General features: G+C 64.9%; 16 protein-coding genes and 1 pseudogene. 8 read left to right on the top strand and 9 right to left on the bottom strand.

Annotated elements, in window-relative coordinates; all coding sequences use genetic code 11:
* Positions 1-88 precede the first annotated feature (88 nt).
* From ACVWY3_RS04375 to fliL, 4 genes are read right to left on the bottom strand one after another with little or no spacing between them, the layout of a single operon-like run.
* A complete protein-coding gene (locus ACVWY3_RS04375) occupies positions 89-850 on the bottom strand; it encodes a MotE family protein (RefSeq protein WP_456837350.1) in 762 nt (253 codons plus the stop codon).
* Positions 851-859: 9 nt separating this feature from the next.
* Positions 860-1,306 carry a DUF6468 domain-containing protein gene (locus ACVWY3_RS04370; RefSeq protein WP_456837349.1) on the bottom strand — a complete coding sequence of 149 codons (447 nt, stop codon included), beginning with the start codon at positions 1,304-1,306 and terminating at the stop codon, positions 860-862.
* Positions 1,303-2,505: a flagellar motor switch protein FliM gene (gene fliM, locus ACVWY3_RS04365; protein WP_456837348.1), complete on the bottom strand. Its 1,203-nt coding sequence runs from the start codon at positions 2,503-2,505 to the stop codon at positions 1,303-1,305. The genes ACVWY3_RS04370 and fliM overlap by 4 nt, the downstream gene beginning before the upstream one ends.
* A gap of 30 nt (positions 2,506-2,535) precedes the next feature.
* Complete coding sequence (fliL, locus tag ACVWY3_RS04360) at positions 2,536-3,036, bottom strand: flagellar basal body-associated protein FliL (protein ID WP_027560323.1); 501 nt, start codon at positions 3,034-3,036, stop codon at positions 2,536-2,538.
* Positions 3,037-3,414: 378 nt separating this feature from the next.
* On the opposite strand from fliL, the gene flgF reads away from it, so the two are divergent.
* From flgF to flgH, 4 genes are read left to right on the top strand one after another with little or no spacing between them, the layout of a single operon-like run.
* On the top strand, positions 3,415-4,176 hold the full coding sequence (gene flgF / locus ACVWY3_RS04355) for a flagellar basal-body rod protein FlgF (protein WP_456837347.1): 762 nt from the start codon (positions 3,415-3,417) through the stop codon (positions 4,174-4,176).
* 16 nt (positions 4,177-4,192) lie between these two features.
* Positions 4,193-4,981: a flagellar basal-body rod protein FlgG gene (gene flgG / locus ACVWY3_RS04350; protein WP_456837346.1), complete on the top strand. Its 789-nt coding sequence runs from the start codon at positions 4,193-4,195 to the stop codon at positions 4,979-4,981.
* Positions 4,982-4,991: 10 nt separating this feature from the next.
* Positions 4,992-6,161 carry a flagellar basal body P-ring formation chaperone FlgA gene (gene flgA / locus ACVWY3_RS04345; RefSeq protein ID WP_456837345.1) on the top strand — a complete coding sequence of 390 codons (1,170 nt, stop codon included), beginning with the start codon at positions 4,992-4,994 and terminating at the stop codon, positions 6,159-6,161.
* A 3-nt stretch (positions 6,162-6,164) separates the two neighbouring features.
* Entirely contained in the window at positions 6,165-6,926 is a 762-nt protein-coding gene (flgH, locus tag ACVWY3_RS04340; protein WP_456837344.1) for a flagellar basal body L-ring protein FlgH, read from the top strand.
* Positions 6,927-7,215: 289 nt separating this feature from the next.
* On the opposite strand, the gene ACVWY3_RS04335 is transcribed toward flgH, so the two are convergent.
* Both ACVWY3_RS04335 and ACVWY3_RS04330 read right to left on the bottom strand, forming a co-directional pair.
* Positions 7,216-7,995 carry a 2-keto-4-pentenoate hydratase gene (locus tag ACVWY3_RS04335; RefSeq protein WP_456837343.1) on the bottom strand — a complete coding sequence of 260 codons (780 nt, stop codon included), beginning with the start codon at positions 7,993-7,995 and terminating at the stop codon, positions 7,216-7,218.
* Positions 7,996-8,077: 82 nt separating this feature from the next.
* Positions 8,078-9,107 (bottom strand): annotated as a pseudogene (locus ACVWY3_RS04330) (SDR family oxidoreductase).
* Positions 9,108-9,203: 96 nt separating this feature from the next.
* Between ACVWY3_RS04330 and ACVWY3_RS04325 the strand changes: the two are divergent.
* Positions 9,204-9,602, top strand: a complete 399-nt coding sequence (locus ACVWY3_RS04325) for a winged helix-turn-helix transcriptional regulator (protein WP_456837342.1) — start codon at positions 9,204-9,206, stop codon at positions 9,600-9,602.
* A 280-nt stretch (positions 9,603-9,882) separates the two neighbouring features.
* On the opposite strand, the gene dksA is transcribed toward ACVWY3_RS04325, so the two are convergent.
* Both dksA and ACVWY3_RS04315 read right to left on the bottom strand, forming a co-directional pair.
* The gene (gene dksA / locus ACVWY3_RS04320) at positions 9,883-10,248 is read right to left on the bottom strand and encodes an RNA polymerase-binding protein DksA (RefSeq protein WP_008554760.1); all 366 of its coding nucleotides are present in this window, start codon (positions 10,246-10,248) and stop codon (positions 9,883-9,885) included.
* 214 nt (positions 10,249-10,462) lie between these two features.
* Positions 10,463-11,074 carry an NAD(P)-dependent oxidoreductase gene (locus ACVWY3_RS04315; RefSeq protein ID WP_456837341.1) on the bottom strand — a complete coding sequence of 204 codons (612 nt, stop codon included), beginning with the start codon at positions 11,072-11,074 and terminating at the stop codon, positions 10,463-10,465.
* Between the two features lie 145 nt (positions 11,075-11,219).
* Here ACVWY3_RS04315 and ACVWY3_RS04310 point away from each other — a divergent pair, with 145 nt between their 5' ends.
* Complete coding sequence (locus ACVWY3_RS04310; RefSeq protein ID WP_092213791.1) at positions 11,220-11,591, top strand: winged helix-turn-helix transcriptional regulator; 372 nt, start codon at positions 11,220-11,222, stop codon at positions 11,589-11,591.
* A 155-nt stretch (positions 11,592-11,746) separates the two neighbouring features.
* Here ACVWY3_RS04310 and ACVWY3_RS04305 read toward each other — a convergent pair whose 3' ends face one another.
* The gene (locus tag ACVWY3_RS04305; protein ID WP_456837340.1) at positions 11,747-12,160 is read right to left on the bottom strand and encodes a flagellar assembly protein FliX; all 414 of its coding nucleotides are present in this window, start codon (positions 12,158-12,160) and stop codon (positions 11,747-11,749) included.
* Positions 12,161-12,443: 283 nt separating this feature from the next.
* On the opposite strand from ACVWY3_RS04305, the gene ACVWY3_RS04300 reads away from it, so the two are divergent.
* Complete coding sequence (locus ACVWY3_RS04300) at positions 12,444-13,568, top strand: flagellar basal body P-ring protein FlgI (protein ID WP_456837339.1); 1,125 nt, start codon at positions 12,444-12,446, stop codon at positions 13,566-13,568.
* A complete protein-coding gene (flgJ, locus tag ACVWY3_RS04295; RefSeq protein ID WP_456837338.1) occupies positions 13,568-13,939 on the top strand; it encodes a flagellar assembly peptidoglycan hydrolase FlgJ in 372 nt (123 codons plus the stop codon). The genes ACVWY3_RS04300 and flgJ overlap by 1 nt, the downstream gene beginning before the upstream one ends.
* Positions 13,940-13,949 lie beyond the last annotated feature (10 nt).

Here is a 13,949-nt window from a genome sequence, read left to right as displayed (position 1 = left end):
CGGCTTCGACGATCCACGCCGGCACCAAGGCCGGCCCCTGCCTTCGAATGTAGGTTTTGCCAATTAAGGACTTCTTAAGTATGAGCCCTCAATTCGGCTTTTGCGTCGGCTTGCCATCGATCTTGGGCAGGTCGCCGGCCGAGGCGGAGAGATCGCCGCCGCCATTGGCTCTTCGGGCCATCTCGACCGTCAGCCGCTCGGCGGCCTCCGGCGACATCAGCCCGAGGATGTCCGACATCTTGCGCGGCGCGATCGCCGAGGCGATCTCGATCAATACGCCCATCTCCAGCCGGTCGAACACCCGCGCGGCGTCCTTGGGCTTCATGCCTTCATACATGGTCACGAGGCCCTTCATGCGCTGGGCTTCGGCGGCCTTCTGCTCGGCCTGCGTCGCGGAGATGCGGGTCTCGACCGCCTTCATCTCCTCGACCTTGTTCTCGATGCGCTTCTCAGCCGACTTGAGCAGGCTCTCGCGGATGTCGATCTCGCGCTGGCGGGCCTCGATCTCCTGGCGGCGCGCCTGCAGGCGCTCGAGGATCGCGCGCTCGGAGGCGGAGACCTGCGGCTGGGCTTCCTCCACCTTGACCACGGTGCCTTCGGCCTTGGTCTCGGGAGCGGCGGGCTTTGGCGCCTCCTTCGGCGCGCCGTGGGTCGATCCCGTGATGTCGGGGTCTTCGCGGCCGGTCGGGAAGTTCAGATTCTCCTGGGCCCAGGATTTCTTGGTCGGGTTCGGCTGGTAGTCGAACACGTAGCCGCCATTGATCACGAGGCCCGCCACCTTCAGCGTGGCGAGACCTGCGACGGCAACCAGGACGACCGGAATGACGCGGATGTTACGAAAGGACTTCATACCCTGACTTCATGCGGCAAGGCCGTTGGATCGGCGGCGCTCGGAAAAGGCTTCAGCCGCCGCCGCCACCGCCTTCGCCGACGCGGGCTTGGCTGCGGGCGCGGCGGCCGTGTCCGGATTGGTGACGGGGCGCGCGGCGATCGCGATCTTGGACAGGCGCCGCACCACATTGTCGGCCTCGCCGAGCTGCTTGTAGAGCTGGTCGGACATCTGCGTCGCCGCGGCGAGCTGGCTGCCGAGGTTCTCGTTGACGTCGCGTACGGCGAGCTTCAGCCCGCCGATCGCGCGCTCGGCGATCTCGGTCGCGGTGATCAGCTCGGCGATTACGGCCTTCAGCGAATGCTCGTCGGCCTTCAGCCGCGTCAGGCGCTTATTGAGCAGGATGCAGTAGCCGATCGTGAGCATCAGCAGGATAGCCACCAGCATCTCGATCGCCATTCCCAGGGAGTGGTTCATGGGGCCTCCATCATCTTGTTCTGCTCGTCCACCTTCTCGAACATCGCAAGTGTCGTACTTGGCTTGCGCAAGGGTTTCGTCACGCGGATCGCGACGCGGTCGCCAACCCGCCCCATCCGCCCCTCGGTCAGCGTGACGTTGCCGCAGCGCACGGTGACGTTGGCGTCGGCGCGCATGTCGAGCGGCAGCGTGTCGCCGACCTTGAGCCGCATCAGCTGCTTGAGCGGGATGTCGGCCTCGTAGAGCACGGCATCGACGGCGATCTCGGCCTGCACGATCTCGGTGGCGAAATGGCCTTCCCAGATCGGGTCGCGGCCGAATTTCTCGCCCATGAACATCTGGAGCAGGACGCCCCGGATCGGTTCGATGGTGGCGTAAGGCAGCAACAGCTCGATATTGCCGCCGCGATCTTCCATGTCGATGCGCAGGCGGACAAGGATCGCGGCATTGGCGGGACGGCTGATCGCGGCGAAGCGCGGATTGGTCTCGAGCCGGTCGATCGTGAAGGTCACCGGCGACAGTGGCCGGAACGCCTGCTCGGCGTCGGCCAGCACCACCTCGACCAGCCGCTTGACCAGCTCGGTCTCGATCGTGGTGTAGGGCCGGCCCTCGATGCGCAGCTGGCTGGTGCCGCGACGGCCGCCGAGCAGCACGTCGATCATCGAGTAGATCAGATTGGAATCGACCGTCGCCATGCCGAAGTTTTCCCACTCCTCGGCCTTGAACACCGAGAGCACGGCCGGTAGCGGGATCGAGTTCATGTAGTCGCCGAAGCGCACCGAGGTGATGCGGTCGAGCGAGACTTCGACGTTGTCGGAGGTGAAATTGCGCAAGGATGTCGTCAGCAACCGCACCAGGCGGTCGAAGACGATTTCGAGCATCGGCAGACGCTCGTAGGAGACCATCGCCGAATCGATGATTGCGCGGATGCCGGAATGGTCGTCGAGTGTGACGTCACCGACGGTGAAGCCGAGGAGATTGTCGATCTCCTCCTGCGACAGCACCCGCTCGCCGGAATTCTTGCCGCTGCCGAGATCGCGGCTGCCGTCCTCGACCATGGCCGCCCATTGCAGGGCCATGGTCTCCGATAGTTCGTTTTCGGCAGCGGCCTTCGCGGCCTCCGCGGGATCCTCGGAATCGAGCGACGCCTCCCATTGGGCGGCAATCGCATCCTGGTCCATCTGCTCGTTGCCGGCCATGAAGCTAGCCCATTACCTTCCGCAGCATCCTCACTGGACCACGACTTCCTTGAACAGCACCGCGCTGACCTGGATCGGCGCGACCGCCGCGTTGACGCGCTTGGTCAGCTCTTCCTTGAGGCGGAAGATGCCGGCGGAGCCGTTGAGGTCGGAGGGGCGCAGTTCGCGCACATAGGTCTGGAAGATGTCGGTGACGCGCGGCATCGTCGGCTTGATCGCCTCGATCTGCTTCTCTTCCTTCAGCTCCAGCACGATCTTGAGCCGCAGATATTGCACGCGCTCGCCCGGAGCGCCGGCGAGGTTGACCATCATGTCGGGGACGTCGACGAAGGCCGGGGGCTTGGGCGGCGGCGCCGCCTCGGCGTGATGCTCGTCCTCGCCATGGCGGAAGAAGAAGAACCAGGTCGCAGCCCCGCCACCGAGGACGGCGAGCAGGCCGACGGCCATGATGATGAGCTTCAGCTTGTTCTTCGGCGGTGCGGCTTCTGCGCCCTCAGTGGCTGCGCCGCCTTCCGCTTCATTCTCTGCCATGGTCGCCCGGCTCATCTCTCAAAGGAATCGAAAGAGCGAAGCCTCCTGGCAGACAGTGACGCGATACAAATGCCCCAGCGCGATGCGCTCCTCTTACGCGCAAACGCTACGGTAATAATGGTTAATGGAATCTTTCGATTGGGCCTCTGCTAGGAAAAATCTGCCGGGCAAACATGGCTAACAGAACCTTTCTGCCGCCCGGCGGCGCGCCTGAAAAACCTGCAAATCATTGTAATATATAATGTTCCTGAATTGGCACGGCTTTCGCTGAGAGAGGGCCGGGACCGGAAGGTTTGGGAGAACCTGACAGTCTCGTTCACGGGTCCGCCAAGGCGCTTGGGAGAGCGAGATGGCAGGCCCCCTCAGGGGAGATTTCCGATGCAGAACGCGCTTCTGATCGGCCTGTCGCGGCAGATGACGTTGGAACGGCAGATGGATGTCATCGCCAACAACGTCGCCAATGCCAACACCAACGGCTTCAAGGCCGACCATTCGCTGTTCGAGGAGTACCTCAGCTCCAACGCGCGCGAGGACAATTTCATCGGTTCGGACCGCCGCGTCTCCTATGTGCAGGACCGCGGCACCTTCCGCGACGTCGGCCAGGGGCCGATGGAGCCGACCAAAAATCCGCTCGACATGGCGATCTCCGGCAACGCGTTCTTCGCGGTGCAGGCCAACGGCGCCGAGCGCTACACCCGCGACGGCAAGTTCACGCTCAGCAGCACCGGCCAGCTCGTCACCTCCGACGGCAACCTCGTGCTCGGCACCGGCGGCCCGATCACGTTCCAGCCGACCGACCACGACATCAACATCGCGCCCGACGGCACGATCACCGTGCTCGAGGGCACCGCCAAGACCGACTCGATCCGCGGCAAGATCCGCATGGTGTCGTTCGACGATCCGGCCAAGCTGAGCAAGCTCGGCGCCAATCTCTACAGCGCGGGATCGGCGACCCAGCAGGCCGACACCAAGTCCACCGTGCAGCAGGGCTACATCGAGAAGTCGAACGTGAATGCGGTCGGCGAGATGAGCCGCATGGTCGAGGTCATGCGCAGCTACACCGCCATCGCCAACCTGCTCCAGCAGCAGAGCGACCTCCACAAATCGGCGATCGAGAAGCTCGCCGACGTTCCGGCCTGATTAGGAGAGTACTGGCATGCAGGCGCTTCACACCGCAGCGACCGGAATGGCGGCACAGGAACTCAATGTTCAGGTGATCTCCAACAACATCGCCAACCTCCGCACCACCGGCTTCAAGAAGCAGACCGCGGCGTTTCAGGATCTGATCTACGAGCACGTTCGCCGCGTCGGCGCGCAGGCCTCGGACCAGGGCACCATCCTGCCGGTCGGCGTCGACATCGGTGGCGGCGTCAAGACCGTCGGCACGCCGCGCAGCATGACGCAAGGAACGCTGTCGCAGACCGGCAACGACCTCGACCTCGCGATCTCGGGCGAAGGCTTCTTCAAGATCCTGATGCCCGACGGCACCTATCAGTACACCCGCGACGGCACCTTCCAGATGGACAATCAGGGCCGCGTCGTCACCGCGCAAGGCAACCCGGTGCAGCCGACCATCACCATCCCGCAAAACGCCTCGGGCATCACGGTGAGCGAGCAGGGCCAGGTCTCGGTGACGCTGCCGGGCTCGTCGACCTCCTCGATCGTCGGCACGATCAACGTGACCCGCTTCATCAACAAGGCGGGGCTGCAGCCGGTCGGCAGCAATCAGTTCACCGAGACGCCCTCCTCCGGTCCGCCGCAGGACGGCACTGCGAATGCCGAGGGTTACGGCAAGATCACCCAAGGCAGCCTCGAACAGGCCAATGTCGATGTCGTCTCGGAGATGAGCGACCTGATCGCCGCGCAGCGCGCCTACGAGATGAACGCGAAGGTCATCAGCGCCGCAGACCAGATGATGCAATCGACCACGGCGCTGTTCCGCTGAGGTGATGACGATGATCCGCACCACAATCGCCACCATCTCCACCCTGCTGATGCTGGCGCTGCCGGCGCAGGCCGCCGACGACGCCATCGCGGCGCCGACGCTGCGCGCCAGCGTCACCGTCACCTCGGACGTGGTGCGGATCGGCGATCTCATCGACAATGCCGGCTCTGCCGCATTCATCCCGGTCTACCGCTCGCCCGATCTCGGCACTACGGGCGCCCTGCCGGTCGCCCAAGTGCTGAGCGTGCTCCGCGCCAAGCAGGTGATTGGCGTGATGACCGGCGACATCAGGGAGGTCCAGGTCACCCGCCTCGCGCGCACGCTCGCGAGCAAGGATCTCGAGATCGCGGTCGCCTCGGCGCTCGAGCGCCGCTTTGGCCTTGGCGAGGCCGCCAACATCACCGTGACCTTCGACCGGGGCGTCTCCGACATGCGGCTGGATGCCTCGAGCACCGGCGCGCTCCAGCCGGTGGCGACCCGCTACGACGCCCGCAGCGGCCGTTTCGACGTCGCGTTCGAGGTCAGCAACGACAGCAATTCCACGCCGACCAAGCTGCGCTTCACCGGCACCGCGGTCGAGACGGTGGAAGTGGCCGTGCTGACGCGCGACATCGACCGCGCCGACCTGCTAAAATCCTCCGACATCTCGCTGGAGCGCCGGCCCAAGGCGGAAGTCACCGGCGAGCCCGCCTCGCGCGAGCGCACCATCGGCATGCAGCTGCGCCGGCCGATGCGCGCGGGCACGCCGATCCGCGTCGCCGACATCGTCAAGCCCGACTTCGTGCAGCGCGACCAGAGCGTCACCGTCATCTACCAGGTCCCCGGCATCTATCTCACCACCCGCGGCAAGGCGATCGAGAGCGGCGCCGAGGGCGACACCGTGACCGTCCTCAATCTCCAGACCAAGCGCACCCTGACCGGTGTGGTCACCGGCCGCGGCCAGGTGACGGTCCAGGGCGCGAGCCAATCCGCGCCGATGGCGCCTGCGGTCGAGCAGACCTCCTCGCTGAAGCGGGATGAAGCGCCCGCACCCGTCGACACCGCGGCTCTCGTCCGGAACCTGGTCCAGGCCCCTGCAGCACAGGCTCAAGTCGCCCAAGTCCAGATCCCGCAAGTCCAGATCCCGCAAGTCCAGATCCCGCAAGCCCGCATCTCGCAAGCTCCAGCCAAGTCAGAGTAAGTCATGTCCTCGTTCAGTTCGGCTTCCCGTCTTCGTCGCATCGCGGTCTCTGCCCTGCTGCTGGCAGCTAGCGCGCTGGGCGGCTGCTCCTCGATCGACCGTCTGTCGCAGATCGGCGAGCAGCCGAAATTGTCGGCGATCGACAATCCGACGACGCAGCCCGGCTACAAGCCGGTGCAGATGCCGATGCCGAAGCCGGAAGTCGCCTCCTACAATCCGAACTCGCTGTGGCGCAACGGCAGCCGCGCCTTCTTCAAGGATCAACGCGCCCATCAGATCGGCGACCTGCTCACCGTGACCGTGAACATCACCGACAAGGCCAACATCGCCAACGAGACCCAGCGCAGCCGCACCAACTCGGAAAATTCGGGCATTAGCGACTTCATCGGCGCGCAGACCATCACGCAGGCGCACAAGATTCTGCCCGGCCGCATCCTCACCGCCGACTCCACCGCCTCCAGCGACGGCAAGGGTTCGGTCAACCGAACGGAAGCATTGCAGACCAACGTCGCCGCGGTGGTGACCCAGGTGCTGCCGAACGGCAACCTCGTGGTCGAAGGCAAGCAGGAGATCCGCGTCAATTACGAGATCCGCGAGCTCGTGGTCGGCGGCATCGTCCGCCCCGAGGACATCCAGAGCGACAACACCATCGATTCCACCAAGATCGCGCAGGCCCGCATCGCCTATGGCGGCCGCGGCCAGATCACGGACGTGCAGCAGCCGCGCTACGGCCAGCAAGTCATGGACGTGCTGCTGCCCTTCTAAGTCTCTCCCGAGCTCCCACATCGTGTTCGCGAACCTAGGCGCGAACGACGGTGTACGACGCGGCCCTCGCTAGCTCCCCTGGCGAGGGCCGCATCTGTTTTGCGGTGGCTGTATCAGCGCATCAGGTCCGCGCAATCGTGCCGACGCCGCAGGCCCTGCACTCCGTCATTGCGAGCCAACGGTCCGCGCGAAGCGCGGCCCGATGACAGGCTCCGCGAAGCGATCCAGACTGCGACCGCGGAAAGATTCTGGATTGCTTCGCTGCGCTCGCAATGACGACGCGGAGAGCTCACGTGAACTCCGCTTCCACGGTCCCCAGCCCGTCCAGCTCCATCCGCACCTTATCGCCGGCTTTCAGCCACAGCGTCTTCACAAGACTTCCGGTGAGCACGAGCTGTCCCGCATGCAAACCCTTGCCTTCCGCGGCGAGGTGGTTGGCGAGCCAGGCAAGTGCGTTGTGGGGATGGCCGAGCACGTCGGCGCCGGTGCCGTGGCTGACCTCCTCGCCGTTGACGATGGCGCGGCCCTTGACCGCTTTCAGGTCCGGCACCGACGAGCGCGGCACCGCCTCGCCGAGCACGCAGCCGGCGGCGAAGAAATCGTCGGCGATCAGCGTCGGCGCGCCCATCGTCTCCCACTTCACATAGCGGTCGTCGACGATCTCGATCGCGGGATGATAGGCCTCGACCGCCTCGCCGACCCATTCGGCCGTGAACGGCGCCTCGCCGGCGGCGAGGTCTCGCTGCAGCCGCACCGCGATCTCGCATTCGACGCCGACGCGGACATAATCTTTGGCGGCGAGCTTCGCGCCGCTGTCATGCACACCCTTCTGGAATACGCCACCGCCGCAAGGATGCGGGATACCGATATAGTCCTGCATCACCTGGCTGGTGCAGCCGATCTTGTAGCCGACCAGCGGCCCGACATGCGGCAGCAGCAGATCGTGCAGCGCCCGCTGGACCCGGTAGCCCTCGGCCTCGTCGGCGGGAGGACGCTCCAGCGCCGCGAGCGGCGCATGGTTCCGGCGCGCCAGCGCGATCGCCTTTGCGCCTGCGAGAATCCTGTCCATCGGCGCCGCCCTCCCACGCTACCCAATCGAGGGTAGCACTTCAGCATCCCCGCCGGGGCGTGACAAGCGCGCCCGGGCGGCCTCATCCCTTGACCAGGTCGAGCCGGAGCAGGCTTTCGGCGGTGGAGAGGATCGCCTCGTCATTGGATCGGGGCTGCCAGCCGAGCACGGTCCTCGCCTTGGCGCTGGTGGAATGCCTGACCACGTCCGAGCATCGGCACCACGGCGCGCAGCAGCGGCACCCGGTTTGCGGCCAGCCGCACCAGCCAATCGGGGGCTTGGAGGCGCGGAACCCGGCGCGCCCGCGGTCCGAGTTCCCGCCGCAGCACCTTGCCGATATCGAGGATCGACATCGTCTCGCCGGAGACCGCGATGAAGCGCTCGCCTTTCGCGTCGGGCGCCGTCATCGCCCGCAGGTGCAAATCGGCGACATCGCGGACGTCGACCACGCCGAAATAAACCCGCGGCACCGCCGGCATGGCACCGTCGAGCAGCGATTTGACGATCTCGATCGAGCCGGAGAAGTCCGGCCCGAGCACGGGACCGAAAATGGCGGCGGGATTGACCACCGTCAGTTCGAGCCCACCGCCTTCGCGCGCGACGAAATCCCAGGCCGCACGCTCGGCCAGGGTCTTGGACTTGATGTAGGGCTGCACGTCGGCGCCCTCGAGATTGGTCCAGTCGGTCTCGTCGAACGGCTTTTCACGGGGAGGATGGCCATAACCGATCGCCCCCAGCGACGAGGTGATGACGACCCGCCTGACGCCGGCCTCGCGCGCGGCGCGCAGCACCCGCAGCGTGCCGTCGCGGGCCGGGATGATCATCTCGTTCTCATCCTTGGGAACGCGGGTCGACAGGGGCGAGGCGACATGGAGCACATAATCGCAGCCGGCGACCGCCTCGCGCCAACCATCATCCGCGGTCAGGTCGGCCGTGAAGAAAGACAGGCTCTCCGGCGCTGCCGCCCCGCCCTCGCGGAGCATCGCCAGCACGTCGTCCCGCCGGTCCGGCCGGCGCACCGTGGTCCGCACCGTTTGGCCGGCGGCCATCAATTGCAGGACGACATGGACGCCGACGAAGCCCGAACCGCCGGTGACCAGAACAGTGCTCATTGCCACATTCCCTTCGCTGCACAGGCCGGCGACTTGGTTCGGCATGGCCCTGCTCAAGGCCGCATCTGGTCACCATCTCAGCAGGGAACAAGTAGAATGGATTTCGAGACCGGTATGGAAAACCTGACCAGCATTTGCGACGGCGACCGCGATTGCAGCCCGGGCCCTGCTTTGCTCGCCGACTTCAAGCGCGCCATCCACGCCCTCGGCGGCAAGTGGAAGCTGGAGATCCTGTTCGCGCTGGTGAACGGCGCGGTTCGCTTCGGTGCGTTGCGGCGATCGATCGGCGGCATCACCCAGCACATGCTGACGACGCAACTGCGCGAGCTCGAGCAGGACGGGTTGGTGTCCCGCACCGTCATTACGGAAAAACCCTTAAGGGTCGAGTACGAGCTGACGGATGCGGCTTACGGCCTATTGCCGGCGTTTAAGGAAATATTGAGCTGGTCTAGGCTCTATGGCGACGCGCGCCTTGCGGCGTCGCGACAGGCCTGATTGCAGATGCGTGAGCAGCTCGATCCGCGCCGCATGCTTTGAGTCGATCTCGTTGATGCGCCTCGCGAAATCTTCCCCCACCTGAAGTGAAGGCTGTTTCTCATCCGAACTCACGTGAGCTCGGAGGAAGTGACTCTAGCGCATTGATCGCGATTCACTTTTCGCGATTGCGCTCGCACGCTGACGTGCGTGGCCGCAGGCGATAGGCAAAAGCTAGTCCCGGCGCGAAACGACGCCTTGTCTCCCAAAAACAAAGAGCCGCAACTCTGCGGCTCGGGCTCTATTCGTCGCGGTAGACCTTCTCGCGTTTCTCGTGGCGCTCCTGCGCTTCCACCGAGAGCGTCGCGATGGGCCGAGCCTCGAGCCGCTTCAAAGAGATCGGCTCGCCGGTGTCCTCGCAATAGCCGTAGGTGTTGTCCTCGATGCGCTGGAGCGCGGCGTCGATCTTGGCGATCAACTTGCGCTGGCGGTCGCGGGCGCGGAGTTCGATGGCGCGGTCGGTTTCGGACGATGCCCGATCGGCGAGATCGGGGTGGTTCACGTTCTCCTCCTGCAAGGCTTGCAGGGTGAGCTTGGACTCTTTGAGTATCTCATCCTTCCAGGCGAGGAGCTTCAAACGGAAGTACTCCTTCTGCCGGTCGTTCATGAAAGGCTCTTTTTCGGTCGGTCGGTAGTTTTTCAACTTTTCCAAGGGCGGCCTATCTGTCTAAGCAACGACTCGCAACGGAAACGGGTCCGTTGAGCCGGGCCTTATATAGTGGCCTCCTGTGACAGACAATATTGTCCTGATCGCCCAGGCGCCGCTCCCAAGCCCTTGCACAGGAAGGTTTATCCTGCAGGGCCTGGAAGCGGCCCAAAGCCTAGTAGCCGACCGTGAAGCGCTGCCTCAGATGAGCGGGGCGCTCGATCTCGTCCGCGAGGGCAATGGCGTAGTCAGCGAAGGTGATCCAGCTTTTCCCGTTCGCATCTGCGAGAAGCTGATCGGTCCCGAGCCGGAACTTGCCCGTGCGCTCCCCTTCGACGAACAGCGCCGACGGCGAGATGAAGGTCCAGTTCAGGTCTTTCTCCTGCCGCAGCAGGTCGAGGAAATCGGAACCCTTTTCGGCCTCGGCCTTGTACTGGGCGGGAAAACCGGGGGTTGTGACCAGCTTAACGCCGGGAGCGACCTCAAGGCTGCCGGCGCCACCGACGACGAGGTAGCGGCCTACGCCCGACTGCTTCGCCGCGCCGATCAGCTTGAGCGGGTCGCTGGCGAGGAAGTGCACGGAACTCACGGCGACATCGTGCCCTGCCCACAGCTTGGCGAGGCCGGCCTGGTCGAGCACGTCGCCCTTGGTCGGCGTGACATTCGGCAGAACCGCGATCTTACCGGGATTGCGGGCGATGGCCGTGACCGCGTGACCGCGGCGGGACAGTTCCTTGGTGATCTCCGACCCGGCCCGGCCCGAGGCGCCGGCGACTGCGATTTTCATGGAAGGCTCCTTTGCTTCTGTGGTAACTAGCGGTGACTAGATATCGCAAAGAATGCTGGTGTTAAGAGAGCACTTTGTGCTTACCTGATTACGCCGGAGTAACCCGCCTCAGCGCGGACAATCAAACGGATCCGAGGACTCGACGATGAAGCCCGATGTCTATGCAGCGAACTGCCCCACGCGCCAGATCCTCGATCGTGTCGGCGACAAATGGGCTGTGCTGATCCTGCTGCTGCTGCGCGAGGAACCAATGCGCTTCAATCAGTTGCGGCGCACGATTGAAGGCATTTCGCAGAAGATGCTGAGCCAGGTTCTCAAATCACTCGAACGCGACGGGCTGATCAAGCGCCGCGCCATCGCAACCGTGCCTGTCACCGTGGAATATTCGATCACGCAGCTCGGCATAACGCTCGCTGCAGCCGTCGATCCGCTGCGCGATTGGGCCGAGCAGAACCTGAAAGACGTCCTCGCCGCCCAGCGCCGCTACGACGCGCAGCTGAAGGATGAAGCCGCTTAGGCGCGTGCGAAGCGACGCTCGGCTTCGCTCCAACCTCCGCCGTCATGCCCCGGCTTGACCGGGGCATCCCGTACGCCGCGGCCTATCGCTTCAATAACGACTTTCTCTGGAATATTGGGTCGCCCGGTCAAGCCGGGTGACGACAGCCTACCTGACTACGCCTGCCCGGCCTTGGCCAGCTCGACCTCGACGCGCAGCTCGATCTCGGCAAGCACGGCATCGAGACCGGCGTCCCCCGAGGACGATTTCAAATTCGCCGCCGCATCGCGCAGCCGCATCACGGTGGAGGCGTCGAGATTGCCGGAGAGAAGCCCCATCTTAAGATCGTCGAGCACGTCGAGCGCGGTCTTGCCGCGCGCGACCGAGCGCTTGCGGCGCTCGGCGGGATCCTCCTCGATGCCTTGCAGCGCGATCAGCGCGTCGATATTGGCGGCAGCCTTCGGTGCGGCGGCGCTCCGCGTCTCCTGCGCTGACGAGGTGTCGGGCAGCACGAAGGTGCCCGAGCCCGTTCGCCGGGCCTGGCTGGCCGGCGCTCCAAGCGTGGTGCCGTTCGGTCCGTAGATGCGCATCGGAAGCAATCCGGGTGATCGATCCCTCACCTTCGCTGTTTTATGGTTAACGGGCCGTAAACAGCCCGGCAAAATCTGCCGCCATGCGGCAGTTTCGCGCCTCAGGGACAACGGCCGCTGACACCAGTCGAAACAGATTTATTCAACCTATTCAGCGGCCTAGCCCATAGCCCGGGGTTGGCACAACGCTCGCAAGGAAAGCGTCGGACCAGCTCGTCATGGGAGTGTCGCAGATGGTCCTTCGATTTGAGGAGGCTTTTTGAGGGGCCTTGGGGAGCAGAAAATGCCAGGCGTTCGTTGGGTGAGGATTGTTGGGATGGCCTGCGCCGCGCTCTCGGCGCTGGCGCTGTCGCTCAGTTCGGCGGCTGCGACCTCGCGCATCAAGGACCTCGCCAACATCGAAGGCGTCCGCCAGAACCAGCTCATCGGCTACGGCCTCGTCGTCGGCCTCAACGGCACCGGCGACACGCTCAACAACATCCCCTTCACCAAGCAGTCGCTGCAAGCGATGCTCGAGCGCATGGGCGTCAACATCCGCGGCGCCACCATCCGCACCGGCAACGTCGCCGCGGTGATGGTCACGGGCAATCTGCCCGCCTTTGCCACGCAAGGAACGCGCATGGACGTCACCGTCTCAGCGCTCGGCGATGCCAAGAACCTTCAGGGCGGCACCCTCCTCGTCACCCCCCTGCTCGGCGCCGACGGCAACGTTTACGCCGTGGCACAGGGCTCGCTCGCGATCTCCGGCTTCCAGGCCGAAGGCGAAGCGGCGAAGATCGTGCGCGGCGTGCCGACGGTCGGACGCATCGCCAACGGCGCCATCATCGAGCGCGAGATCGAGTTCGCGCTCAACCGGCTGCCGAACGTGCGCCTGGCCCTGCGCAATGCCGATTTCACCACCGCCAAGCGGATCGCAGCGGCGATCAACGACTATCTCGGCGTCAAGACCGCCGAGCCGATCGATCCTTCAACGGTGCAGCTTTCGATCCCGCCGGAGTTCAAGGGCAACGTCGTCGCCTTCCTCACCGAGATCGAGCAGCTCCAGGTCGATCCTGATCTCGCGGCCAAGATCATCATCGACGAACGCAGCGGCATCATCGTGATGGGCCGCGACGTCCGCGTCGCCACGGTCGCGGTGGCGCAGGGCAACCTCACGGTCACGATCTCGGAGAGCCCGCAGGTCAGCCAGCCCAACCCGCTGTCGCGCGGCCGCACCGTGGTGGCGCCGCGCAGCAGCGTTTCCGTCACCGAGGACGGCAGGAAGCTAGCCCTCGTCAAGGACGGCGTCTCGCTCCAGCAGCTCGTCGACGGCCTCAACGGCCTCGGCATCGGTCCGCGCGATCTGATCAGCATCCTCCAGGCGATCAAGGCCGCCGGCGCGATCGAAGCCGACATCGAGGTGATGTGATGCAGACGAGCACGATCAATACCCCGCACCTCACCCCGTACTCCCCGGCCTTCTCCGTCGAGAGCCGCAACGGTCGCCCCGACTTCGAGCTCGCCGCCGCGTTGCAAAAGGTCTCGCCTCAGCAACAGGTCAAGGCGCAGAAGACCGCCACCGACTTCGAGGCGATGTTCCTCAACAGCATGTTCTCGCAGATGACCTCGGGCCTGAAGGGCGAAGGCCCGTTCGGCGACACGCCGGGCACCGGCGTGTGGCGCTCGATGCTGACCGAGCAATATTCCAAGAATTTCGCCAAGGCCGGCGGCGTCGGCGTCGCCACCGAGGTCTACCGCACCCTGATCATGCAGCAGGCGAAAACGATCCGCACGGCATAAGGTCAAACGA

The organism is Bradyrhizobium sp. USDA 4486 (genome assembly GCF_054057995.1).
This window is presented reverse-complemented; position numbering and strand designations above follow the sequence as displayed.

Bases quoted from the DNA above. Each gene is read 5' to 3' on its own strand.
- ACVWY3_RS04375 (WP_456837350.1), bottom strand. From the start codon at position 850: ATGAAGTCCTTTCGTAACATCCGCGTCATTCCGGTCGTCCTGGTTGCC.
- ACVWY3_RS04370 (WP_456837349.1), bottom strand. From the start codon at position 1,306: ATGAACCACTCCCTGGGAATGGCGATCGAGATGCTGGTGGCTATCCTG.
- fliM (WP_456837348.1), bottom strand. From the start codon at position 2,505: ATGGCCGGCAACGAGCAGATGGACCAGGATGCGATTGCCGCCCAATGG.
- fliL (WP_027560323.1), bottom strand. From the start codon at position 3,036: ATGGCAGAGAATGAAGCGGAAGGCGGCGCAGCCACTGAGGGCGCAGAA.
- flgF (WP_456837347.1), top strand. From the start codon at position 3,415: ATGCAGAACGCGCTTCTGATCGGCCTGTCGCGGCAGATGACGTTGGAA.
- flgG (WP_456837346.1), top strand. From the start codon at position 4,193: ATGCAGGCGCTTCACACCGCAGCGACCGGAATGGCGGCACAGGAACTC.
- flgA (WP_456837345.1), top strand. From the start codon at position 4,992: ATGATCCGCACCACAATCGCCACCATCTCCACCCTGCTGATGCTGGCG.
- flgH (WP_456837344.1), top strand. From the start codon at position 6,165: ATGTCCTCGTTCAGTTCGGCTTCCCGTCTTCGTCGCATCGCGGTCTCT.
- ACVWY3_RS04335 (WP_456837343.1), bottom strand. From the start codon at position 7,995: ATGGACAGGATTCTCGCAGGCGCAAAGGCGATCGCGCTGGCGCGCCGG.
- ACVWY3_RS04325 (WP_456837342.1), top strand. From the start codon at position 9,204: ATGGATTTCGAGACCGGTATGGAAAACCTGACCAGCATTTGCGACGGC.
- dksA (WP_008554760.1), bottom strand. From the start codon at position 10,248: ATGAACGACCGGCAGAAGGAGTACTTCCGTTTGAAGCTCCTCGCCTGG.
- ACVWY3_RS04315 (WP_456837341.1), bottom strand. From the start codon at position 11,074: ATGAAAATCGCAGTCGCCGGCGCCTCGGGCCGGGCCGGGTCGGAGATC.
- ACVWY3_RS04310 (WP_092213791.1), top strand. From the start codon at position 11,220: ATGAAGCCCGATGTCTATGCAGCGAACTGCCCCACGCGCCAGATCCTC.
- ACVWY3_RS04305 (WP_456837340.1), bottom strand. From the start codon at position 12,160: ATGCGCATCTACGGACCGAACGGCACCACGCTTGGAGCGCCGGCCAGC.
- ACVWY3_RS04300 (WP_456837339.1), top strand. From the start codon at position 12,444: ATGCCAGGCGTTCGTTGGGTGAGGATTGTTGGGATGGCCTGCGCCGCG.
- flgJ (WP_456837338.1), top strand. From the start codon at position 13,568: ATGCAGACGAGCACGATCAATACCCCGCACCTCACCCCGTACTCCCCG.